Raw genomic sequence first — 22,276 nt, 5'->3', positions numbered from 1 at the left:
GTAAAGGCGCATTTTTGTACATTATCGGTGCAATGGTCATAGCAAAAACAAATAGTAAAATAAACAGCTAAAATAATTAGTTATGAAATAACTGACCCGGGATTAACAGCAGGTTCTGGCGTCTGCTTGCAATATAAAAAATCATCGCCTAACCGAAAATGCCTGTTTCAGAGTAAACTGTCGGCCAATAACAACAGGAGTGGAGAATGATAATGAAGCGTTTTTTTCCTTGTGCAGTGCTGTTTTTCACCTGTGCCAGCGCCAGTGCGGAATGCTGGGTTGTCACTAACGTGCAGGGAACAGGTGCTTATCAGTATAACCAGTACACTATCAAGAACGATGGTTTTGCGGGAAAAGAGTTTGCGATCAATATCGATAAAAAATCGCCATCCGTAACCGACAGCCTGATGACCTATACGGTAATAAGCCCCACCGCTATGGTTGGAGAATATGCCACTGAGTTGGGCCTGACTCTCCAGACATGGCAAATTTCCACGGATCGGACCAAAGCGTTTATGACCATCAACCGGACCAACACCAACAACATCATGCAGGATGCCGTAGCTGCATTTGTCGGAGATGTGAAGGGAAAGTGTGCCGCCGCACAATAATTAAGACTAAGAAAATCCATTAAAATAATGTCTTCTGGGGGATATTTATTTTATGTTTAACACATTCGTCTAAATATTATTAGAACAAGAAGTTAAAAATCTGCCATAACATGACAGATTTTTAATTTAAAATTAGAGATTTGCAACGTTATGATATACTTTCTGAACATCATCGTCATCTTCAAGGGCATCAACCAGTCCTTCAAAGATTTCTAAATCTTCCGGCGAGAGCTCAATTTCTGATTGGGCTATCATTTCTAATTCTGTCGTTGAGAATTCAGTAATACCAGCGGCTTTTAACGCTGCAATACCTTTATGAAGGTCTGTAGACTCAGTATAAATAACGATGTTTCCTTCTTCTTCGGTTACATCGCGAACATCAACTTCCGCTTCAAGCAGAATTTCAAAAATACGGTCAGGGTCTGTTCCTTTAAATACAATCACGCCGGTATTGTCAAACATATAGCTGACAGCACCTGCCGCTCCGATATTCCCGCCTTTTTTATTGAAAATTGTGCGGACGTTGGCAATCGTGCGGTTAACATTGGACGTCAGCGTCTCGGCGATGATCATCGAACCACTTGGACCAAAGCCTTCATAACGCCCTTGTACGAAGGTTTCATCACCGCCGCCCTTGGCTTTATCAATTGCTTTATCAATAACGTGTTTCGGAACCTGAGCTTGTTTCGCACGTTCAATAACGAACTTTAAAGATGAGTTTGATTCTGGATCAGGTTCACCTTGTTTAGCAGCGGCATAGATTTCCACACCGAATTTTGCATATACTTTAGACGTTGCACCGTCTTTAGCCGTTTTTTTAGCAACAATATTTGCCCACTTACGTCCCACTGGAATGGTCTCCTGGAAGATTTATTTACATTGCTGCCAGAATAATAACCTGACAACTTTATCCAGCATATTATATCATGAGATATAAATTCTCGTCCATGAGAATTAAAAACACCCTGACTTACGCAATGTTACTTTAAATTTATCAATAGTTAACAAAGTGGAAAACTATTGATGAATACATCTGCGGTTCTTTTATTTTTATTATTAATAATCAAACCACAGCAATAATACATAAGAAAAAGAGACAAATTTGATAATCCTGATGAGGAAGGGCTGATGGGAACGAGCACCGCGCTTCTCAGCGTGGAAGCTCACCTCTTCCATGGTAAATCCGTCATTGTGTTTACGGTTGCCCTACTGGCGTTTATAAACCTGGGGGTGAGCTTCTTATTTTTTAACGACGTGTCAGAACGATCCTACGATGGGCATATAACGTTTCTACTGATAGCTGAAACTGATATTCCCCGGCGCTGAGTTTGCGTGATTTTAGCATCTTCATCGTCACGCCACTTATCTGCCCCGCATCAACCCTTCGCTGAATTTCAGCCGCGCTCAGCATGAGCTGCTGTCGTAAAATAGACAGCAGGCTAACCTGAAAAGAACGGGAAATTCTGACGCTGACCCGAACCCAACGGCGAGGGAAGATGCTGACAGACCATCGTTCCTGCACACAAAAATCAGGCCGCCCCGATAGCTCAGCGTTGTTTCGCTTCAGTGTCGCGATGTCATAGGCAAAGTGCTGTACCGTGGTGGCATCGTTGGTCATCAGCCGGTGATGAAGCTGACGATCAATTTTGCTGACGTGCAGACGAGAAAACAGGGAGATATTCCAGGTGTAATCGCAGTGAGTACATTTATAAATACTCCAGATATCCAGCAACTTCTTTTGCGAATTTACCCGAATCGTCCCCGAAGGTATAAATTCACGTTTTACACAGCATGAAGGGCAGCGTTTCGCAATGCGCTGGTACCCCACGGGGGCAACGCTCCATGTAACTTTCATAACGTACCTTTTTTAACCCATACAAAACCGGGCCCGTATTGAACGGACCATAAATGTTTATGTATGAAAAATATTTATGAGATATTTTTCAGTGGGTTAGAAAAAGATTTCCAACGTTACAATCCTGTTGTATCGCCCAAAATATGGGCAGAGACTAGCAAAATGACATTCACCAGGTAAATGAGTTGAGTCAACATTTATAATGCTACCGACCGGATCTCTTGATCTGAGCCGCTAAATACCGCGCACTAACTCTGTATATTTAATAGACAATCACACGACAGAAGGAGCGCTTTATGACACAGCACGAACAATTTTGTCAGGCCTGCGGAATGCCGATGTCCGCCCCTGATGCACAAGGGAGCAGCGATAAATATTGTGTTTACTGCAGCGACGACGACGGTAACCTCAAACCGTGGGAAGAGGCCGTTTCCGGTCTGGCGAGCTTTCTTGATTCCTGGCAAAAGGTCGGCGAAGAGGAGGCACGCAAGCGGGCAAAACGCTACCTGACGGCAATGCCCGCCTGGGCGCACAAAGCGGACGAGTGAATCTCAATTCAGTGGTTCACCCCAGATTAAAGTGGATTCCGTGAGCTCGTATCGGGCACAACACTCAACCAGCCAGGTCACTGGCTGGTCATAAACCGACGGTCACGCCATCAAAAGACGCGTTACGCTTGCAGCATTCATCACCGGCAGGTCGTCAACAAGAGGGAGTGAGGAGAGTTTATGTTTTCTTACATGATGCTGGGGACTAACGATCTAGCGCGAGCCATCAGGTTCTACGACCCGCTGATGGAACTGCTTGGGCACCCAAAGGCAGGTCGTAACGAAGAAGGCGCCTCCTGGGGGACATTCAATAGCAACACCACCACCGGACTTTGTGTTGGAAGGCCCTTTGACAGACAGCGTGCCGGAGTGGGAAATGGCACGATGGTGGCGCTGAATGCACGCTCGTTGGAACAGATACAGCAACTGCACGCGCTGGCGCTCAGTCTTGGGGGCACGGATGAAGGCGCACCGGGGCACAGGCCGCAATACGGGCAAGGGTTTTATAGCGCTTATGTTCGCGATCCGGATGGGAATAAGCTCGCGTTTGTCTATTACGATCCTGCGCGCTGACACGTTCATTTCACGGCCATATGAATTCAGTACGACGCGACTTTAGCCCGGTGTTTCGATAGGGGCGCTCTCACAGGCTCCTGTCGGGATCACACTTTTCATACCAGGATATTCACTTATAAAAAACAGGTGTTATCATTCATCCTGTAAATACCTATCAACTCAACCCGAGGCTTTGATGCTGGAGAATGTAATCATCCGATAATCAGTTTCCCGACCTTTTCAGGCCGGACTGATTATCAATGCGCCGAAATCGAATGCGGACACCGCTGTGTGTTTGCACGTTTTGCACATGATGATTAAACAGGTTCTTCAGTATGAATTTATCCCGTCAGGAACAACGTACCTTACACGTTCTCGCCAAAGGTGGTCGCATCGCGCACGTCCGCGATGCATCAGGCCGCGTCACATCCGTTGAATGCTACAGCCGTGAAGGGCTGCTGCTGGCTGACTGTACGCTCGCCGTCTTCAAAAAACTCAAAACCAAAAAGCTGATCAAGTCCGTCAACGGTCAGCCCTACCGCATTAATACCACCGGGCTGAACAATGTTCGCGCACAGCCCGATAATCGTTAAGGAGAGCGTTATGGATATCAGCACTCTTATTTTTTCATCCGGTCGCCCGCAACTGTCAGCCGATGAACACAAAATCCCCTGGGACGATCCAGCCTTCAGCCAACGTATGCTGGAAAACCATTTGTCGCAGGATCACGACTGGGCCAGCCGTAGACAAAACGTGATTGAACAGCAGGTCGCGTGGATTGCCCGCCAGATACCGGCGGGTGCACGCATTCTGGATCTCGGCTGCGGCCCCGGCTTTTATACCCGTCGGTTAGCAGAGCGCGGATTCCGCTGTACGGGGGTGGATTTCTCCCCCGCATCTATTGAGTGGGCCCGCCAACAGGCACAAAACGCAGGTCTGAAAATTGATTACATTCATCAGGATATCCGTACTTACAACCCAGAACTCCCCTTCGATTTCATCATGATGACGTTCGGAGAGCTGAATGTTTTCAGTGCAACAGATGCTCAGACTCTTATCAGCCGCTGCGCGCGGTGGCTGGTACCTGGTGGCAGGCTGCTCGCTGAAGTTCATACTTTTGATGAAGTTAAACGTCAGGGCACAGCGCCGGCAAGCTGGCAACGCTGCCCGCACGGGCTGTTCCTTGAGGTCCCCCATCTTCTGTTAACGGAAAACGCCTGGGATGAAGAGGCAAAAACCAGCTCAACGCAGTTCTGGGCAATAGACGAAAGCGGATGCACTACGCGCTTCGGGAGCGTGATGACGGCCTGGCTGGATGACGAATATCCCCGCCTTTTCAGCAACGCGGGCCTTACAGTCGTGCAACGCCCTGACAATACCGAATGGCCGGTCAGCGAGACTTTTGAGGGCAAACTCTTTGCTCTGCTGACTGAAAAATCAAAATCCCCGGAAGGGAGCCACCTGAACATGCAATTCAAAAAAGGAATTAATTAATGGATATCCCACGCATTTTTACCATTAGTGAAAGTGAACACCGCATTCATAACCCGTTCACACCAGTAAAATACGCCACGCTGGGCCATGTACTGCGCATGAAGCCGGGGACCAGAATTCTCGATTTGGGCAGCGGCTCGGGCGAGATGCTCTGCACCTGGGCTCGCGATCACGGCATTACCGGTACGGGCATCGACATGAGTCCGCTCTTCACCTCGCAGGCAAAGCAGCGAGGAGAAGAACTCGGTGTCAGCGATCGCGTGCACTTTATTCATAATGATGCGGCAGGTTACGTCGCCGACGAAAAATATGACGTGGCGGCCTGCATCGGTGCAACCTGGATTGCAGGGGGTTTTGCCGGAACGATCGCGCTGCTGGCAAAAAGCCTTAAGCCCGGCGGAATCATCCTTATCGGTGAACCCTACTGGCGTCAGGTGCCCGCCAGCGAAGAGGTTGCCCAGGCCTGCGGCGTCTCGTCCGTGGCTGACTTTCTCACCCTCCCCGCGCTTGTCGACGCTTTCGGCGAACAAGACTATGACGTGGTGGAAATGGTGCTGGCAGACCAGGAAGGCTGGGACCGATACGAAGCCGCAAAATGGATGACCATGCGTCGCTGGCTGGAAGAAAACCCTGATGATGACTTTGCCTCTGAAGTCAGGAAAGCACTGACGATAGCGCCCAAACGCCACGTCACGTTCACGCGGGAATACTTTGGCTGGGGTGTATTCGCGTTAATGGCGCGATAGCTTGACGCAGGCGGCACAGCCAGAAAACTGTGCCGCCGTTAAGTCAGAAAGTGCGTGGAACGACAACGGGGGGGCTTACATCGGTGTCCGCATTATTGCTGAATCCCCCTTATCAAATTCCAAATACCTGCAATACAAATGCAAATATCATATTTGCGCCCTGTTCATCGCCTCTGTAATTTGTGTTTGATATAAACGCAATAATTTCAGGGTGCTATTGTTTCATATGATAAGACTTGAAAACATAAACAAAACGTACCCTGGTAGTACGCATGCCGCGATCGGAAAATTAAATATCGTTATCAATGAAGGTGAATTTTGCACATTCGTTGGCCCTAGCGGCTGCGGGAAAACAACTATATTACGTATGATTAATCAACTGGATATCCCGGATGCCGGTTCGGTATATGTTCAGGGTATTAAAATAGCCGATGCCGATATTATTCAGGTACGGCGAAAAATTGGTTTTGTCATGCAAAGTGCAGCCTTATTCCCGCACCGGACCGTTTCTCAGAATATCGCCACGGTTCCGCGTCTGCTTGGCTGGAAAAAAAAGCATATTCAGGCACGTATTGATGAACTGGTTGAGCTCATGTCCCTCGACCCGAGCCTGCTTACGCGCTACCCCCACCAGCTTTCAGGCGGGCAGCAAGGGCGGGTGGCGATTGCCCGCGCGCTGGCGGCCGATCCCCCGATTTTGTTAATGGATGAACCCTTTGCGGCCATCGACCCGGTGGTGCGGGAAAAGCTCCAGGACGAGCTGTTGCAACTCCAGCAGCGCCTGCACAAAACTATCGTGCTCGTCACCCATGACATCAATGAAGCTATTCGCCTGGGCGATAAAATGGCCATCTTTCAGGAAGGCGGAGTCCTGGCTCAGTTTGATACGCCCGATAGTATCCTCGCCCAGCCGGCCAGCGAGTTCGTGGCGCGATTCATCGGGCCTGAGCCCAACTTAAAACGCCTTGCCAGACTTCAGGTTGGGCAGCTTCCGCGTCACGATGTTCCCCTGGTGGACGAGGAATTAACCCCCATTTCCAGCCAGCATCCGCTGGTTGCCAGCCCGCTGCGGCTGGTGCTCGATAAACAGCTGCGCCCGCTGTACTGGCTTGACCCTGAGCGGCGCACCACCCTGCCCGTATCACTGACCCTGAAGGCGCTTCACTCCCTGCGTTTCGCCTACAGCGCACTGCTGGATGCGCCGGGGGGAGTGCTGGTGCACGTCAACGGAGACGGTCAGTATCAGGGCAGTATTTCCCACGGGCTGCTGCAGCGCGTACTGGACGGGCATGTGGATGTTCGCCGCTATGATTGACTGGCAATGGATTGCGGACAATCAAGGGCCGATTGCCGCCCTGTTCTGGCAGCACACGCAACTGGTGGCGGTATCGCTCTTTTTCGGTACGGCACTCACCGGGGTATTGATTGGCCTGACCCTGCGCTGGCCCGCATCGGCGCCGGTACTGCTCGGTCTGTGCGGGGTGCTGTTTACCATCCCCTCGCTGGCGCTGTTTATTCTGTTGATCCCGTTTACCGGCCTGTCGCTCACCACGTCAGTGATTGGCTTAACGCTCTATTCACTGCTGATCCTGCTACGCAACGTGGTCGCCGGGATAGAAAAGCTGCCGTCCGACGTGCTCGAATCCGCCCGCGCGCTAGGCTACACGCGCTGGTACCGGTTTGTTGACGTTGAGCTGCACCTGATTCTCCCGTCTTTGTTTGCCGGGCTGCGTATTGCCTCAGTCACACTCGTGGGGCTGGTCACGGTTACGGCGCTGATTGGTCAGGGCGGTCTTGGCCAACTGCTGCTGTCGGGCTTTAACCAGGATTTCCTGACGCCGATTGTGGTGAGCGTGGTGCTAAGCCTGGTGCTGTCGTTTATTTTTGACTCTCTGATAGCGCGTCTGGGCTATTGGGTTACGCCGTGGGCACGCTAATGGACATCTTAACCGCAACCTGGCAATGGTTAATTCAGCCGGACCACTGGCTTAGCGATACGGGGATCCTGCTGCGTTTGCGTGAGCATCTCTGGTATGTGCTAGTGAGCATGATCATCGCCTCGGCCATTGCGTTACCTCTGGGGGTGGCGCTGGGCTACTGGCGCAAAGGAGCTTTCCTGGTCATCAATCTGTTCAACATTGGCCGGGCGATCCCGTCTCTTGGCCTGATTTTATTGTGCATTATTCTTTTTGGTTTCAATGATGTGCCGGTGTTTCTTGCGCTGGTCGCGTTGTCTGTCCCGCCGATCCTGACCAACACCTGGGTCGGGATTTACCACGCCGACCGCACCCTTTGCGACGCCGCCACCGCGCTTGGCATGACGCCCGTGCAAAGCCTGTGGCAGTTGCGCATCCCGCTAGCGATGCCGTTGATCTTTGCCGGAATTCGCACCGCGCTGTTGCAGCTTATCGCCACGGCGGTGGTCGCCGCCTATGCCGGGCTGGGTGGGCTGGGCCGCTTCCTGATTGATGGTCTTGGGCAGCGCGATATACCGCAGGTTATTGCCGGCTCCCTTGTGGTGACGCTGCTGGCACTGGCCTGCGAGGGGATATTTTCACTTATCAACAACGTGTTATTTCAGTCAAAGCTCGCATCTGCAATAACGGAATCATGATAAAAACCACCTGCAAAAAAGAGGCTCTATGAAGCAATCATTATGGCAAGCGTTTAACCGCCGTGGATTTAAATTATCCCTTCTGGCGGCAGGATTATTCAGCTTAAGTTTTACCTCCCTGGCGGAAACCGTCACCATTGGCGGGGCGAACTTTACCGAAAGCTCCATTCTTGCCAATATTTACGCCAGCGCATTAAAGAAAAATAATATTGATGTGAAAACACGGCTTAATCTGGGTAACCGAGAAATTATTATTCCGGCCCTGAAAAGCGGTGAAATAGATATTGTCCCGGAATATCTCGGCGCACTGTTGAATTACTATGACACCAAAACCCTCGCGACCACCCAGGGCGACGTCAGCGCCGGGCTGGCAAAAGTGCTGCCGGCAGAATTTACGCTGCTCACCCCCTCTTCCGCAAGCTCGGTCACGGCCTGGGCCGTCCGCGCCGAAACGGCCAAAAAATACGGCTTAACCAAACTCTCCGATCTGACACCCGTTGCACACGAGCTGGTGATCGGCGGCCCGCCGGAGTTTCCGGTTCGCGCCCTCGGTTTGCCGGGTCTGAAGCGCGTCTACGGCCTGGAGTTTAAAGAGGTGAAATCCCTCGACATGGGCGGGCCGCTGTCCCGTCTGGCGCTGAACTCCGGCAAAATTGACGTGGCAACGGTGGTATCCACCCAAGGCTCGCTTGCCAAAGAGGACTGGGTGGTGCTGGAAGATGATAAACACGAACAGCCAAGCCAAAACGTTGTCCCGCTGGTTCGCAAAGCGGCGCTGACGCCAAAAATCGACGACATCCTCAATCAGGTGTCTCACAAGCTGGATAACACCGCTCTTGTCGAGCTGAACAAGCAGGTCGACCTCCAGCACAAGGATCCTGCTGCCGTGGCAGAACAATGGGTCAATACCAACCTTTAACGCATTTAATTATCCAATGGCCAGGGATCGGCCACAACCTGACACGGGCCCCACAATGTCGCACAACACCATGATCCTGAACCTGTTCTTTTTCAATCCACAGGGTGATTACCGGTTCTCATGGCGTCATCCGGACGCCCCCGAGCACGAGATTTTCACCCTCAACTACTACACCGCCCTTGCGCGCAAAGCCGAAGCCGCCACGCTTGATGCCCTGTTCATTGCCGACCATACCGGGATCTGGGACAGCGGCCTTGCCCATTACGCCAATGCCCGCCTTGAACCGCTGACGCTACTCTCGGCGCTGGCCGCCGTGACGGACAATATTGGCCTGATGGCAACCGCTTCAACGTCTTACACCGAACCCTATAACCTGGCGCGCTACTTCGCCTCGCTCGATTTCCTGAGTAACGGGCGCGCAAGCTGGAATATCGTGACCTCCTGGCTGGAAGAGGAAGCCGCCAACTTCGGTCTGGATCAGATCCCGCAGCACGGTAATCGTTACCAGCGCGCCGGGGAGTTTATCGATGTGGTCACCCATCTGTGGGACTCATGGGAAGATGGCGCGCTCCTGTTTGATAAACCGCGCGGCCTGTTTGCCGATGCCGACAAAGTGCATCATCTTAATCATCACGGCGATTTCTTTAAGGTGCGTGGCCCGCTTAATGTGCCGCGTCCGCCGCAGGGACATCCTGTTCTCGTGCAGGCAGGCTCTTCCGAAGCCGGTAAGCAACTCGCCGCCAGCAAGGCGGATATGCACTTTGTGTTTATCAAGTCCATCGAGCAGGGAAAAGCCTACCGCGAAGAGATGAATCAGCGCCTGAAAGCGCTCGGACGTTCGCCGGAAGCCTTTAAAATCATCGCCGGAGTGCTGCCGGTAGTGGTGAATTCCGAAGCCGAAAAAGCCGAGCGCCAGCAGCTTAACGCGCAGCTGATGAGCGATCGGATGGCTATCGATCTGCTGTCGGCGTATCTGAAGCTGGATCTGAGCCCTTATCCCTACGATAAACCGTTGCCGCCGCTGCCAGACGAAGCTAACTTCGACGGTATTCGCACCGTACTGCAACTCATCCGGGATTACGACCCCGCCCTGACCATTCTGGAGCTGGGTCGTCTGTTGCTGCAAAGCTCCGACAGCTGGCTGGTTATTGGCAGTGCGCAGGAAGTTGCCGACACGCTGGCGGAAATCTATCTTTCCGGGGCAGCAGACGGCTTTAACCTGATGTTCCCGTTGCTGCCGGGGGATTTTGATCGCTTCGCGGAACAGGTTGTCCCTATTCTCAAAGCTAAAGGGGTGATGAAAGCCGAATATGCACCGGGCACCCTGCGGGAAAAACTGGGCCTTCCGCTGGCCAGAAACCACTTTGCCTGAAGAGCTACAGCCGGGTAACACCGGCTGTTTGCGCCGCCTTGCGCCAGTCCAGTAATAACGAATAAGGCTCGCGCGTCACCTCGCTAAACCCGCCTATCAGCAGCGCGGCACAAATTTCCCGGTATTCCGGCGCACTCACCAGCGTATGAAGCGCCTCGCGCAGCGAGGCAAGGGTGTCGGAAGAAGTTTCCTTCGCGGTGATGAGCGGTAATCCAGGCGCCAGCGGACTTTGGTCGATAATCGCCAGCCCGTCCAGCAACGCGGGTTCATGGCGTTGTAATAGCGCCCAGGTCACGCAGTCGATGGCCGCGATATCCCCTTCACCGTGTTTTACATCGTGAAGCGACTGACGATGGCTGCCGCTCAGGACAACGCGCGAGAAAAAGCGCCCGTTCACCGCCAGTGGCGTCACAATTTTCATGAGTACGTTGTAACCTGACTGCGAATCAGTGGAATTGCACACCACCGCTCGGCCGCGAAAATCAGCAAAGGTTTGCTGTTTATCCTCTTCGCGCGCCACCAGCACGCTGCGGTAATAGATGTTCTCGCAGCCCGGCGCGGTGTAGTGAAAACAGCCGACTACCTGAACGTCCAAAAGCTGCGTCACCAGAGGGTAACCGCAGGTTTGGCTCAGGATCAGCTGCGGGTTTTGCCAGTGTGTCACCAGCGCCTCCTGCGGCAACGCTGGCGTGAGGCTCCCTACCGGCACACCCCGGTCAACCAGCAGTTTCTGAACTGCCAGCCACAGGGCATCCGTATCGCGGCGGTTAACGGCGTACATCGGGAATGCCAGCGGATCACTCATGACCGTCTCCTTTATGAATACCCGGATGGACCGTCACATCCACCGGTTTCCCCCAGAAATGGCGTAACCATTCACCGTATCCCTTCACCAGAAAACCGTGGTTGCGCCGCTGATAGGCATCGCGATTGTGCAGGTAAACCGCCTTCAGCCCATACCAGGGCACGCCTGGCAGATCGTGATGTACAGAATGATAGTTAAGATTCAAAAACAGGACTCGCCAGAACAGCCCGGCCTCGTTGATGACCGAACGCGCCAGCGGATCGTCCGCAGCCCGATGCTCAAAAAAAGATCGCACTTTGGTCAGCGCCAGCGCGGGGTAACTCACCGCCAGAACAAACCACAGAGGCGAGAAGCCAAGGTGCGACATCCAGCCAAAAAGCACGGCAAGTAAGGCCCCGTGAGTGATCCACATCAGCATGGCCGCTACCTGCATGCGGCGAAAGGCTGACACGGCACTGCCCAGCGTCTGCACGATATCTATCAGCGGCGCCAGCAACAGCCGTCCGATAAAGGTGTTACGCAGATGAATCACCCGCTTCTGCCACGGGCGAAACCGCGCCCAGCTTTCATCGCTGAAGTAATAAGACTCAGGATCGTCCACGGGTACGGTAAGGTGGTCGTTACGGTGATGCGCCAGATGGGAGTCGCGATACAGGCCATACGGATACCAGACCGCCAACGGCAGCGTGCCGAAAAGCTGGTTCAGCCGGGGAAATCGGGTGGGATGTCCGTGGATCAACTCATGCTGTAGCGACATATACCAGGCGGTAAACCCGATAAGCAGCACGGTGGCGGGATATAAACCCAACGTCTGCCAGTTCGCCAGGGTCGCAAACCAGCCGCCATAAATGGCCATCATGATTATCCAGGTCGGGAGTTCGCTGCGCCACAGGATGCTGGTTGAAAGCTGGTGAATATGTTCTCGTTGTTGTTGGTGCAAATAGAGGGAGTTTCGTTTACCCATTCCTTCAGACGCCCTTTCCGCCAGTGTATATATGGCATGAAGATCGGGGATAACGCCTGAAATAACAAAGAACTTAAATCGCTATGCTTTGCCAGAAAAACTGGGGCTGCACCACGCAACATCGGGTTAGCCGCCGGACGATAATCGTTATACGAGCACAAGCACCAGCGGACTAAGCCGCGCATCCGTGTATTGCCTATCAGTTTGGCGACGGAAGTATGTAGCAGTGGGATCTCATCCAGAGTGACTCACCGGCCGCAGGGACAGTGGGCCTTATCTGACAGCTATATGGAAGCGGAAGCGCCCGGCTGAGTCTGGGACTGGCATATGTTCCCCTAGAGCTAGTCGCCGATAATTTAGAGCGCGGGGCGCTTATTCGGGTTTTTTAGGGCGTACGAATGGAGGGACTGTTTCTCTATTATCCGCATCGCAACGTCTCCCTGCCCTCAGGATGGAGATTGAAACGTTGAATATTTGAGCATTTATATGTCTACTGCCTGATGGTGGCGCCGAGACATATAACTGGAAGAGCGCGGGACACGCTCTTCCACTGCACGATTTATGATTTTATAAACGCCAGAATATCAGCATTAATGACGTCCGCATGCGAAGTATGCATTCCGTGAGGATAGCCCGGATAGATACGTAGCGTGCTGTTGCTCAGTAATTTGTCCTGCAACAGAGCGGCGTTTTTATAGGGTACAACCTGATCGTCATCACCCTGCATAACCAGAACGGGTACCGTAATGGCTTTCAGATCGTCGGTCTGATCCGTCTCAGAAAAGGCTTTGATCCCTTCATAATGAGCTTTTGCACTCCCCATCATCCCCTGACGCCACCAGTTATTGATGGTTCCCTGAGAAACCACCGCCCCATCGCGGTTGAATCCATAGAACGGCCCGGATGCCACATCAAGATAGAACTGCGCGCGATTGGCAGCCAGCGCCTGACGAAAACCATCAAAGACAGAAACCGGTGTGCCGCCTGGATTACTGTCGGTTTTAACCATCAGCGGAGGTACTGAGCTAATCAGAACTGCTTTTGCAACACGGCCTTGTGGCTGACCATATCTGGCCACATAGCGCGCAACCTGACCGCCGCCAGTAGAATGACCCACATGTACTGCATTTTTCAGATCCAAATGTTCAACTACAGCCGATGCATCAGCAGCATAGTGATCCATATCATGCCCTTCACTTATCTGGTCCGAACGCCCATGACCGCGACGATCGAAGGCAATAACGCGGAACCCCTGCGCCAGGAAGAAAAGCATCTGGTTATCCCAGTCATCAGCACTGAGTGGCCATCCATGATGGAACACGATTGGTTGCGCTGATTTATCGCCCCAGTCTTTAAAATAAATATTAACGCCGTCTTTTGTGGTTACGAATGACATAGCGGTTACTCCTGTATTTAGATCATCTGGCCTATTGCCTCTCACTTAAGGAATTAAACTACGCCTTGTTACCCGTAACGTATAATTGACTTCACCAATGAATATCATCAGCAGGACCTTTTATTAGTAATGGTTATGTCATCGTCGCGAGGGACCATGCCAGCGAGGGGTAAAAAGTGGATCTTCAGCAACTTGGGTGGAGATTTTCATGTCTCTCAATAACACCATTACTCCAGCTACTGGTGATGGTTTCGCATAGCACCCAAACGTCACGTTCACGCGGGAATACTTTGGCTGAGGTGAATTCGTGTTAATGGCGCAATAGCATGATGCAGGCGGCGCAGCCGGAAAACTGTGCCGCTATTTAGTCACAACTATCTGCGGGATAATGAGTCTGACCGCAAATTTGAGCGTTGAGGCAAGCCGGTTAGATAAGCAAAACTGATACTGATGTCACTGAAAGCACGGTGACGTTTAACATTGCAGCAGGGACATATATTAATTATAACAAACTTTATAGCATCGCTTTTTTTAATAAAGACAGACAACTATGAATAATTTAACGTCACAATCCGGGCTTGACTTAGCCTATTCTTAAAGGTGACGGTGACATGTTTAATTGTAGTCATAATACTGGCACCTTGTTTACTGTGGCAGATATTTTCAACGCCAAACGTCAATGCTTGTTCCACGCATTGCTGCCTTGCTGAAGCAGCATTATCGACTACCATTCCGGATAGATAAATTTTCCCTGCATAAACCGGCGCGTTAACTAAAAAAATCATAAAAGCAGCAATGCTTAATATATTTCTCATTATCATAGCCTCAAACTCAACAGGACAAATACCATACTACCCACAACATCCACTTATTCAAGAGGTTGTTTTGAAATAAATAAAAAATTGGTATTTACGCTTCATTTGACGACAATTCAAATAAATTTAAAATTTATATTTTCAATAAAATAACATTTTCATATCAACCTGGTGATTTAAACTTTATATTCAGAAAGAATCAGACGATAACAGTAAGGTTTCCATCTTCGTAGATGTGTGCACAGAGAAAAGGTGGAAACCGTCTGGAGGCGAGCTTGTTGTATTTTAAGTGTGACAACATCAGAGATGACAGGCCAGTGTGAACGCATCACTGCCATGTTAGTGCGGCAATACGGTAGCGGCAGTCATGCCTATCGACTGTATTTTACCGATATCCCCCTCTCATCATCGTTACCATTCACATCGTTCTTGCAGGCTTCAAAGAGAAGTGAAACGTGATGGTCAACGGTTGCAACATGAGCATTAAGCGCTGACTCAAAACCAATACAGAATTCGGTGAGAAACGAAGTGCATAAATTTTTAGGTGGACCTGCTCATGCGACGAAGCGGTGCGTTGCCGAGTCAGTCATAAAATGACGGGAGTGCGGTGGGAAGAAGCAGGCTTTGCCCACCACGTGATGACTTCTACAGTAAGGTAATCTCTTTCTTATTTACCGCGATGATTTGCTGCTCAACCAGCGTATCAAGCGCCCGCGCCAGCGTCGATTGTGAAATGCCCAACAGTTGCGCTAACTCTTTTTTGTTCAGCGGAAGTTCAAAATCGTGGTGGTCAAAACCATATTCTTTACGCGTATCTGCCATTAGCTGGATGAAGTCGCTGACTTTCTGTAACCCGTCGGGTTTTACCAGCACGCTAATTAACTGCTGCTTTTCTTTGGCGGAGCGTGAAAGTATATGAATAATCAGATTGGTAAAGTCTTGTGTAATCTGACTAATCTGATAAAAGTGACGGTTTTGCAGCTCACAAACTTCTACCTCAGTGGCGGCCTGGACGCTGTACTGATAGTGGCTGGCAAACAGCTCATCCACGCCCACAACCTGGCCGGGAAAGACGACACCCTGGAGGGTATTTTGCGCATCATAAACCTTCGCAATACCGCGCCTCAGTGCATACAATGCGCGAACTGGCGTGCCACTTTGATAAATATACTCGTTTTTTGCTACTCTTTTTTTACGCGACAAATCGTTGATAAACATAGGCTCCTGCCGGTCGAAAAGATACGACTGGCAGGCGGCCGCAAAGCCGCATTTGGAACAATTAACACAATTTGATTTTTTGATTTCTTGATGCACAAGAACTTCCTTGTGATGTTGAACGAACATCAGGACTGAATGACGCAATTCATCAGCGGTGAGAGCGCATTACCGATAGTGATAAAGTTATTATCATTTTTCGTCATATGCATTGAATATTCACCACTGAGAAAGAATATTTTAATGGCGAGCGGGGATAAGTCGGCCGGGACATTATCGTGGGCCATAGTTTCCTGAGAAAGTACTTTCACCCTATAGGAGTTATCTTTGATGTTTGTATAAGTGAATTTTACGTAACGGGATAAAGTATAATTCTTCCCCTGATAACCCATATCGCCGGATAAATTAAATTGCCCTGTTTTATTTTTAGACATTTCAAAAACAATATTACCTTTGAAGCTGAAAGCGTTACTGTCGGTACTATCAGTGTAGGTGAAGTTCGCAAAGCAACGGTCATCTAAATAGGACGAAGAATGATCCATCAATCCCCAGAAAAATGTAGCCGTTAAAGTGGCTATAACCGCAGACAGTGTTAGTGCAAACTTCATTTCATTTCCCAGTTAAATGCGTAATGGTTTTCACAATAGGTCAGCTCACCGACCTCTGAATCCAAAGAACACAATGAATAAAAAATCCGTCCGCGGCTACCGTAAAATACGCTTGGCTGGATATTCACCATCAACTGTGTCGGGTGCTTAAGGCATTTCTCATTTAGATTTGGTTCGGCGGATCGCAGCACTTCCAGTATTCTTTTCCGTGTATCTGCTGAAACATGTTCGTAGGTACTGATAGTGCATTTTTCTAAGTTCCCCATGAAGGCCAGATTGGAATAGCGCTCATTCTTCTGCGAGGGATACCAGACCCACAGATTAGCGATGATAAGCACAATCACGATGAAGGTGGCGAACACGTATTTTAGCGGTAAGGATTTCTTTGGCGTATATACTGGTTTAGGTTCGGCCCGGCCCGGTATCTCGTTGACCGCATCAATTCGCTGAATGTCGATATCCGCAGAAAAGAAAAAACCCACTTTCGGGACAACAATAATTGACTCTTCAATATCAGTGAACGAAGTCAGCGTTTTGCGCAAAATGCTGATGTACTGATTTAATGATGAGCTTGAGCTGGTGTGGCCAACAGACTCCCATACCTGCTCAAGCAGATACTGGCGTTCAAGTACTTCACCGGGTGAGGCGATAAGCAGTGACAGGATCCGGTTCGCCGTATGTGTGAGCTTTTTGCTTTCAGTAAGCTCGTCATCAGGAATGTTCAGCTCCCCGCTTTCCGTATCGTAAACGACTTTATTGGCAATCAAATATTTCATTTTCTGTTCTTACAGACTCAATACATTGCGACAAGTGGCTTCACAGTTGCAATATTATGGTCTAGTAATACCACGATGTCCCGATCCAACCTATAATTCGCCGCCTCTTCACGGAGTATGGTCAGCGCTTTCTCACTTTGCATGCCTTGTCGGTAAGGGCGATTCTCTGTCATGGCAGTAAAAACATCCGCGACGGCAAGAATGCGCGAAGGCATATCGAGCGAGGCTGCTGTAAGCCTGAAAGGGTAGCCGCTGCCGTCCAACCGTTCGTGATGATTCGCAGCCCAGTGCACAATGTTGCCAAGCTCTGGAATCGGGTTGAGCATTACCAGCGTTTTATAGCTGTGCTGTTTCATTATCGCGTACTCATCGTTTTCGAGTTTCCCTCTTTTTTCCAGAATACTGAGCGGTGTAAAAAGCTTGCCGATATCGTGAAGGTAGCCAGCAATACATATTTTTTCCTGCATATCGCGATCGTAGCCGTACAGCTCAGCTAAGCGCGCGGCGACATGGGCCACGCTGGTGCTGTGGGTGCGAGTAAAGCTGCTGTGGGTATCCACAATTCTGGAAATCAGCTGGCACACCTCCAGAAAGTCATGGTGATCGAGCATGTGGTCGTGTAGCGGGCTGATGGCGTTCAGTACCTGAGGCAGCATGGGGTTACCAAGCCGGAACCAGAAGCCGTCCTCGTTGCTGGATTCCTTTAGTGCATTGATCAACTTTTCTGGCCACTGCTCGGGCAGGAGGAAAAACTGCGTAATAATCTGTTCACGCTGAGCAATAAAGTCGCCTTTAATCGTGCGCAGATAAAGTTCGAACGTGTCCGCCATATGCACAAGATGGTTCACCAGCGGCAGGTTTTCGTCGTTAGTATCGGACCACTTCACATGGTGATTTTCAAGGATCGGCGTGACCGGATTAAGGAAACGGATCCCTGATGTCATCGTTCTCCCCAGTTGTTCATGGTTATCAAGAAAGTCCTCGCTACCGACGGTGAGCCTGGCGCGATCTTTGCTGAGCGCACCGATATCATGAAGCATCCCGGCCAGAAATGCCGTACTGACGGACTGTTGATCAAGCCGGGCATGACGGCTCAAATAATAAGTGATAATCGCCGTTCTTTGTAAGTGATTAACCAGATCTGCAGAAACTGGAACAATAATATTGTGTAATAAATTAAGCACAGTCTGAATTGATATCTTCATGACAACCTTTCACGCTATTCAAAAATAGATAAACTTAGATAAATAATGACCTAATCGTAACCAAGCATAATTTGTGCCGTCGCCACAACTGTGCCGGTACTTAGCGCGGAAGCTTTATAGACTTTGTAATAAGCATGCAGATAAATATATTGAATATCCTGAATGTCATCGTTTTTGGCGATGTCAAGAATTTGCGTCGCGTGTTCCATATCGTTACTACTGGATATTTTAACTTCTTCATAATCGCCCAAAAAATAGCGACTGCGAATGGCAATACCAACGCCACCAGCGGTTGTTTCATCATTAACCATAACTTGATAGCTGGTGTCAGTTGTGAGCAGATCGTTGCTGGACAGCCAGGCTTTAACGTTCCTCGTCGCCGTTTTGACACCTGCAAGGTTGCCGCATTTTAAGGGAATAGTGAAATCAGCCCCATTGGCTTTGCCGTTTATTTTTAGCATATTCAGTGATGCTGGCGGTAATTTTACCGTCATATTATGCGTCATATTGCAGGTAGTCTCTTTGGGTTCAAACTGAATAGTAAGTTTCTCGTAGGCAATAAAATGATCGGTATCCCAGCTTTTGCGAGCGGTGTCCGACATCATGTTATTCCACGCACGATAGGCGTAGGTCTTACTGGACAGTAACGGGCTATCACTGCCAGAACCGGTACCGCTCATCACGGCGGGAATGACGCTCAGCGCGCCGTTATACGTGGTTTTAGTATAGGTAGACACCCCCGTTGGTGGAGTGGTCAACAGCTCCGCGCGCACGGTGTATTGTGTCTGGTAAGCTATCGAGTGAATACCCACGATACCACTGACGGTAACTTTGGTATCACCGGTGATTTGCGCCGTCACTTTAATCCAATAGCTATTCTCACCATCCGCGCTATTAAAGTTAAGATACACCGGGTTGCTGTTAAAACCGGTGAAATAATAGAGATGATCCTGCAACAGCCCGCCGATACCCACATTCCCATAAACACAGGTCATACTGCCGGACCAGCTTGTGGTGTAGGTTTTCTCGACGACGTTTGAGGTCAAAAACTCAGAAGAAAGATTTAACGATTTATCCGCCTCGGCAACGCTGTTAAATAGAATGCCGCTATTACGGCAAGTATCGCCAGTTACCGCTCGGGCCTGAACATCTGCCGCTGCATTGGCATCATGCAGTGGGAGAAATATCAACCCAAAAACAGCTGCGATAATAAATAAATTTTTTCTCATATTGGTATCATTACTCACATCAGGTTATCGGCAGATATTGGTGGCATTTTCTTTTGGCTGCATAATAACGCAGCTACGCTTTAATTTGCCTTTGCTGGTATTAATACGGATTGTGTCAGGCATCGTGTCAGATTTAATAAACATCTGACTTCCCTGAGACACATAGCCCAGCTCTTGGTTCTGGTTATCTGAAACCAGTGCACCGAACGGTAGTTGATCGCCGTTGCTGTCCTGAACATCCAACATAAATACCTTGCGAGTATCTGTTTTATATTTCAGATAAGTGATGCTGCCTTCGTATGGGGCGATATTCAGCAAGTTGCCCTGTAAATCTACATCGCTGCTTTTAGTACCATCCTGTTCGAGATGGAAGTTATTTTGTCGATACGGCGTAGCGCTGGTAACCAGGGCAATACCGTGGTTATTGGTTCGCGTGGATGAGTCACCGTTCACCACAGCATTTTCTACACCGGGGGCTTCAAGAATGACAAAGTTCCGCCCGGTATTTGGTGAGGCTATCACCCCGCCCTGCCACGCCAGAATATTGCCGCTCGCGCCGAGGCTGGTTTGACGATACTCGCGAGCCATGCTTAGCCCGGTGTTAAGACTGGTGAGACTATTTTTCCAGGAGGTATACAAATCAGCAGACCGTGAATTGCCATCGCGATCGTGTGCAAGCATCAGGCTATAATCAACATTTTGTGCGCTGCCGCTCAAACTGACATCAGACGAAGTATACTGCCCCTTCTGAACGCTGGCATGTGTCGCGACGCTGCCCGGAGTCCCAAAGATAGACATCGGGATAGTCACGGATAAATAAAGATTATTTTCCGTATTCCCCCGCGAACGCAGCGAACTGACAACGTTACCTTCGTTGTTCGTTTCATAGTCGTAGTAAGACTGCGATACCTCAGAGCGACGCAGTGAAACGGAGTAGTTCACGCTGTTAAAAACGTTACTCCAGGTCAGGTTATATTGACGACTGGTTTTTTGACCGCGCCAGTAATCACGCCAGTACGCCGATAACATAAGGCGGCCAAAATTATCCGGCAGCGGCTGATTAATATTGGCGCTGAAAGCCTGTTTGCTATTCTGCGTTGAGGTATTCGTACCACCGTAGTCCGCGATATTGGCTCGGGTCAGAATATAATCGCTGAACGAGGCGTAATCCTGTGTCCGGTAGTAATAGGAAGCCAGCGTCAGGTTAGTTTTGGTCGGGAAGAATTTACTCCATGAGAGCGAATATTTTTCACCATGGCGCTGACTATCTCCCGGCAATTTATATTGTGATGTCTCAGCGGATGCCGATAGCGACCCTGCGTAGGGAAGGGACAGCGCGCCGCCAACCAAAAACGAACGATAGTCGGCATTCCAGATGCTTCCCGCGGTGGCGGTCACATAGTTGTTGATCCCCCGCGAATAGCTGAGTTGAGCGAAGCTGCTATGGTCGTTGATACCACGCATATCCACTTCACCAATGTTGAACTGATAGTCGCTGGTCCCTGGACGAAGCATGTCAGGAATGGAAGAAAAGGGCACCACAAAACGCTCGGTATTACCGCCGTTGTTTTTCACTTCCACAGAGAGATCGCCTCGCGAACCGGTTGGCATTAAATCCCTGATTGAAAAAGGACCAGCAGGAACCGTGAGCTGATGAATAATATGCCCGTCCTGATATACGCTCACGACCGCAGAACTCGTGGCAATGCCGTTAATCACAGGCATATACACACGTTCGCTGTCGGGCAACATCTGGCGACTTTTGTTGAGCGTCAGGCCACGAAAGCGCACGGTATCAAAGTAGTCTGAGGTGGTATAAGCACGGCCAACGCGCATTAGTGCGCCAATCTGCGCAATCGGCTTCTCCAGATAACGGGTTGTATTGACCCAATAGCTTTTACCGAGGTTGCTGTAACGCATCCACGTTGAATTGTCGATGAAGTGCCAGCTGGATAGGTTCAAGCCGCTGTTCAGTGACAGATAAACGTTATCGCTGTTGGTATATCCTTCGCTCAGGCCGTGAAAGTTGTAGTAGTTTACGTTGTAATTGGTATAAATGCCGTTGATACCCTGGTCCCATTTCTGCGGGGAAACCCAGTTACGGTTCTCGGTGATCACGTAGGCCTGCGGCACTTCCAGATCCAGACGCAGCTCGCCCGGCGTCAGTTTGCTTTTCCCGCCGTGCAGTAACGCATTGATATCGATCAGACGCACTGGCGCAGCTTCAACCGCGGCGTCCAGGTCGCTAATTCCCAGTAATGACACATCATCTCGTGAAATCTGTACCGTCGTTTTATCATCGTTGGCAATCGTCATAGCGAATTTGCCGCGCCATGCATTATTCACATAGATATCAAGATCGTACGTACCTGGGGTCATCACCAGTTTTGTATTACTCCAATCCATATCCGCGGAATTACCGACCAGCAGGCTACTGTTGAACGTTTCGCCGTACGCCCCAAAAGAAGAACATAAAGCGAGGCTGACGGAATGAACTAACAGGCTTTTACAAAACAGAAAACTGTTCTTCATCAGAATAGAACCTGGTA

The 22,276-nt window shown here is 50.0% G+C and carries 21 protein-coding genes and 2 pseudogenes; 11 read left to right on the top strand and 12 right to left on the bottom strand.

The features are described 5' to 3' along the window. The first annotated feature begins 212 nt into the window (after nucleotides 1-212). A complete protein-coding gene (locus K7B04_RS10520) occupies nucleotides 213-611 on the top strand; it encodes a hypothetical protein (protein ID WP_223803979.1) in 399 nt (132 codons plus the stop codon). A gap of 132 nt (nucleotides 612-743) precedes the next feature. On the opposite strand, the gene K7B04_RS10515 is transcribed toward K7B04_RS10520, so the two are convergent. Together K7B04_RS10515 and K7B04_RS10510 are read right to left on the bottom strand one after the other, a co-directional pair. Then, a complete protein-coding gene (locus tag K7B04_RS10515) occupies nucleotides 744-1,460 on the bottom strand; it encodes a YebC/PmpR family DNA-binding transcriptional regulator (RefSeq protein WP_163447145.1) in 717 nt (238 codons plus the stop codon). A 397-nt stretch (nucleotides 1,461-1,857) separates the two neighbouring features. After that, nucleotides 1,858-2,466 (bottom strand): DUF1062 domain-containing protein, encoded by a 609-nt coding sequence (locus K7B04_RS10510; RefSeq protein ID WP_163447143.1) that lies wholly within the window; start codon nucleotides 2,464-2,466, stop codon nucleotides 1,858-1,860. 296 nt (nucleotides 2,467-2,762) lie between these two features. On the opposite strand from K7B04_RS10510, the gene K7B04_RS10505 reads away from it, so the two are divergent. From K7B04_RS10505 to K7B04_RS10465, 9 genes and pseudogenes are all read left to right on the top strand, one after another. Beyond that, the gene (locus tag K7B04_RS10505; RefSeq protein WP_163447141.1) at nucleotides 2,763-3,014 is read left to right on the top strand and encodes a zinc ribbon domain-containing protein; all 252 of its coding nucleotides are present in this window, start codon (nucleotides 2,763-2,765) and stop codon (nucleotides 3,012-3,014) included. A gap of 180 nt (nucleotides 3,015-3,194) precedes the next feature. Further along, nucleotides 3,195-3,587 carry a VOC family protein gene (locus K7B04_RS10500; RefSeq protein ID WP_163447139.1) on the top strand — a complete coding sequence of 131 codons (393 nt, stop codon included), beginning with the start codon at nucleotides 3,195-3,197 and terminating at the stop codon, nucleotides 3,585-3,587. Between the two features lie 317 nt (nucleotides 3,588-3,904). Next, nucleotides 3,905-4,162 (top strand): YjhX family toxin, encoded by a 258-nt coding sequence (locus tag K7B04_RS10495; protein WP_163447137.1) that lies wholly within the window; start codon nucleotides 3,905-3,907, stop codon nucleotides 4,160-4,162. Between the two features lie 10 nt (nucleotides 4,163-4,172). After that, a pseudogene (locus K7B04_RS10490) lies at nucleotides 4,173-5,809 on the top strand (methyltransferase domain-containing protein). A 226-nt stretch (nucleotides 5,810-6,035) separates the two neighbouring features. Next, complete coding sequence (locus K7B04_RS10485) at nucleotides 6,036-7,124, top strand: ABC transporter ATP-binding protein (protein ID WP_223803978.1); 1,089 nt, start codon at nucleotides 6,036-6,038, stop codon at nucleotides 7,122-7,124. Further along, entirely contained in the window at nucleotides 7,117-7,746 is a 630-nt protein-coding gene (locus K7B04_RS10480) for an ABC transporter permease subunit (RefSeq protein WP_163447131.1), read from the top strand. The genes K7B04_RS10485 and K7B04_RS10480 overlap by 8 nt, the downstream gene beginning before the upstream one ends. After that, nucleotides 7,746-8,423: an ABC transporter permease gene (locus K7B04_RS10475; protein WP_223803977.1), complete on the top strand. Its 678-nt coding sequence runs from the start codon at nucleotides 7,746-7,748 to the stop codon at nucleotides 8,421-8,423. The genes K7B04_RS10480 and K7B04_RS10475 overlap by 1 nt, the downstream gene beginning before the upstream one ends. A gap of 28 nt (nucleotides 8,424-8,451) precedes the next feature. Continuing rightward, nucleotides 8,452-9,342 (top strand): ABC transporter substrate-binding protein, encoded by an 891-nt coding sequence (locus K7B04_RS10470; protein ID WP_163449522.1) that lies wholly within the window; start codon nucleotides 8,452-8,454, stop codon nucleotides 9,340-9,342. A 55-nt stretch (nucleotides 9,343-9,397) separates the two neighbouring features. Beyond that, nucleotides 9,398-10,714 carry an LLM class flavin-dependent oxidoreductase gene (locus tag K7B04_RS10465; protein WP_163449523.1) on the top strand — a complete coding sequence of 439 codons (1,317 nt, stop codon included), beginning with the start codon at nucleotides 9,398-9,400 and terminating at the stop codon, nucleotides 10,712-10,714. A gap of 4 nt (nucleotides 10,715-10,718) precedes the next feature. Here K7B04_RS10465 and K7B04_RS10460 read toward each other — a convergent pair whose 3' ends face one another. Both K7B04_RS10460 and K7B04_RS10455 read right to left on the bottom strand, forming a co-directional pair. Further along, complete coding sequence (locus tag K7B04_RS10460) at nucleotides 10,719-11,519, bottom strand: PhnD/SsuA/transferrin family substrate-binding protein (protein WP_163449524.1); 801 nt, start codon at nucleotides 11,517-11,519, stop codon at nucleotides 10,719-10,721. Next, nucleotides 11,512-12,483 (bottom strand): fatty acid desaturase, encoded by a 972-nt coding sequence (locus tag K7B04_RS10455; protein ID WP_163449525.1) that lies wholly within the window; start codon nucleotides 12,481-12,483, stop codon nucleotides 11,512-11,514. Before K7B04_RS10455 ends, K7B04_RS10460 begins: the two co-directional genes overlap by 8 nt. Nucleotides 12,484-12,641: 158 nt before the next feature. Between K7B04_RS10455 and K7B04_RS10450 the strand changes: the two are divergent. Beyond that, nucleotides 12,642-12,961 (top strand): annotated as a pseudogene (locus K7B04_RS10450) (LysR substrate-binding domain-containing protein); the annotation flags it as partial. Nucleotides 12,962-13,042: 81 nt separating this feature from the next. Here the strand turns inward: K7B04_RS10450 and K7B04_RS10445 are convergent. From K7B04_RS10445 to K7B04_RS10410, 8 genes are all read right to left on the bottom strand, one after another. Continuing rightward, entirely contained in the window at nucleotides 13,043-13,879 is an 837-nt protein-coding gene (locus K7B04_RS10445; protein WP_163449526.1) for an alpha/beta hydrolase, read from the bottom strand. 548 nt (nucleotides 13,880-14,427) lie between these two features. Further along, nucleotides 14,428-14,694, bottom strand: a complete 267-nt coding sequence (locus K7B04_RS10440; RefSeq protein ID WP_163449527.1) for a hypothetical protein — start codon at nucleotides 14,692-14,694, stop codon at nucleotides 14,428-14,430. A gap of 645 nt (nucleotides 14,695-15,339) precedes the next feature. Continuing rightward, nucleotides 15,340-16,008 carry a Crp/Fnr family transcriptional regulator gene (locus K7B04_RS10435; protein WP_223803976.1) on the bottom strand — a complete coding sequence of 223 codons (669 nt, stop codon included), beginning with the start codon at nucleotides 16,006-16,008 and terminating at the stop codon, nucleotides 15,340-15,342. Nucleotides 16,009-16,037: 29 nt separating this feature from the next. Beyond that, nucleotides 16,038-16,517, bottom strand: a complete 480-nt coding sequence (locus tag K7B04_RS10430) for a hypothetical protein (RefSeq protein WP_163449528.1) — start codon at nucleotides 16,515-16,517, stop codon at nucleotides 16,038-16,040. Next, entirely contained in the window at nucleotides 16,514-17,293 is a 780-nt protein-coding gene (locus K7B04_RS10425) for a winged helix-turn-helix domain-containing protein (RefSeq protein ID WP_163449529.1), read from the bottom strand. Before K7B04_RS10425 ends, K7B04_RS10430 begins: the two co-directional genes overlap by 4 nt. A gap of 17 nt (nucleotides 17,294-17,310) precedes the next feature. Beyond that, on the bottom strand, nucleotides 17,311-18,498 hold the full coding sequence (locus K7B04_RS10420; RefSeq protein WP_223803975.1) for an HD domain-containing phosphohydrolase: 1,188 nt from the start codon (nucleotides 18,496-18,498) through the stop codon (nucleotides 17,311-17,313). A gap of 50 nt (nucleotides 18,499-18,548) precedes the next feature. Then, entirely contained in the window at nucleotides 18,549-19,727 is a 1,179-nt protein-coding gene (locus K7B04_RS10415) for a fimbrial protein (protein WP_163449531.1), read from the bottom strand. A 24-nt stretch (nucleotides 19,728-19,751) separates the two neighbouring features. Then, nucleotides 19,752-22,259, bottom strand: a complete 2,508-nt coding sequence (locus K7B04_RS10410) for a fimbria/pilus outer membrane usher protein (protein WP_163449532.1) — start codon at nucleotides 22,257-22,259, stop codon at nucleotides 19,752-19,754. Between the last annotated feature and the right edge of the window lie 17 nt (nucleotides 22,260-22,276).

Source organism: Kluyvera sp. CRP (assembly GCF_019930565.1).
Classification (GTDB): Bacteria; Pseudomonadota; Gammaproteobacteria; order Enterobacterales; family Enterobacteriaceae; genus Kluyvera; species Kluyvera georgiana_A.
The sequence above is the reverse complement of the archived record's forward strand: the minus strand, read 5'-3'. Positions and strand labels throughout refer to the sequence as shown.

What these genes read in the sequence shown, in the direction of transcription:
- K7B04_RS10505 (WP_163447141.1), top strand. Translation starts at nt 2,763, where the DNA reads ATGACACAGCACGAACAATTTTGTCAGGCCTGCGGAATGCCGATGTCC.
- K7B04_RS10480 (WP_163447131.1), top strand. Translation starts at nt 7,117, where the DNA reads ATGATTGACTGGCAATGGATTGCGGACAATCAAGGGCCGATTGCCGCC.
- K7B04_RS10500 (WP_163447139.1), top strand. Translation starts at nt 3,195, where the DNA reads ATGTTTTCTTACATGATGCTGGGGACTAACGATCTAGCGCGAGCCATC.
- K7B04_RS10420 (WP_223803975.1), bottom strand. Translation starts at nt 18,498, where the DNA reads ATGAAGATATCAATTCAGACTGTGCTTAATTTATTACACAATATTATT.
- K7B04_RS10520 (WP_223803979.1), top strand. Translation starts at nt 213, where the DNA reads ATGAAGCGTTTTTTTCCTTGTGCAGTGCTGTTTTTCACCTGTGCCAGC.
- K7B04_RS10510 (WP_163447143.1), bottom strand. Translation starts at nt 2,466, where the DNA reads ATGAAAGTTACATGGAGCGTTGCCCCCGTGGGGTACCAGCGCATTGCG.
- K7B04_RS10410 (WP_163449532.1), bottom strand. Translation starts at nt 22,259, where the DNA reads ATGAAGAACAGTTTTCTGTTTTGTAAAAGCCTGTTAGTTCATTCCGTC.
- K7B04_RS10425 (WP_163449529.1), bottom strand. Translation starts at nt 17,293, where the DNA reads ATGAAATATTTGATTGCCAATAAAGTCGTTTACGATACGGAAAGCGGG.
- K7B04_RS10460 (WP_163449524.1), bottom strand. Translation starts at nt 11,519, where the DNA reads ATGAGTGATCCGCTGGCATTCCCGATGTACGCCGTTAACCGCCGCGAT.
- K7B04_RS10415 (WP_163449531.1), bottom strand. Translation starts at nt 19,727, where the DNA reads ATGAGAAAAAATTTATTTATTATCGCAGCTGTTTTTGGGTTGATATTT.
- K7B04_RS10445 (WP_163449526.1), bottom strand. Translation starts at nt 13,879, where the DNA reads ATGTCATTCGTAACCACAAAAGACGGCGTTAATATTTATTTTAAAGAC.
- K7B04_RS10470 (WP_163449522.1), top strand. Translation starts at nt 8,452, where the DNA reads ATGAAGCAATCATTATGGCAAGCGTTTAACCGCCGTGGATTTAAATTA.
- K7B04_RS10455 (WP_163449525.1), bottom strand. Translation starts at nt 12,483, where the DNA reads ATGGGTAAACGAAACTCCCTCTATTTGCACCAACAACAACGAGAACAT.
- K7B04_RS10465 (WP_163449523.1), top strand. Translation starts at nt 9,398, where the DNA reads ATGTCGCACAACACCATGATCCTGAACCTGTTCTTTTTCAATCCACAG.
- K7B04_RS10495 (WP_163447137.1), top strand. Translation starts at nt 3,905, where the DNA reads ATGAATTTATCCCGTCAGGAACAACGTACCTTACACGTTCTCGCCAAA.
- K7B04_RS10475 (WP_223803977.1), top strand. Translation starts at nt 7,746, where the DNA reads ATGGACATCTTAACCGCAACCTGGCAATGGTTAATTCAGCCGGACCAC.
- K7B04_RS10440 (WP_163449527.1), bottom strand. Translation starts at nt 14,694, where the DNA reads ATGAGAAATATATTAAGCATTGCTGCTTTTATGATTTTTTTAGTTAAC.
- K7B04_RS10430 (WP_163449528.1), bottom strand. Translation starts at nt 16,517, where the DNA reads ATGAAGTTTGCACTAACACTGTCTGCGGTTATAGCCACTTTAACGGCT.
- K7B04_RS10485 (WP_223803978.1), top strand. Translation starts at nt 6,036, where the DNA reads ATGATAAGACTTGAAAACATAAACAAAACGTACCCTGGTAGTACGCAT.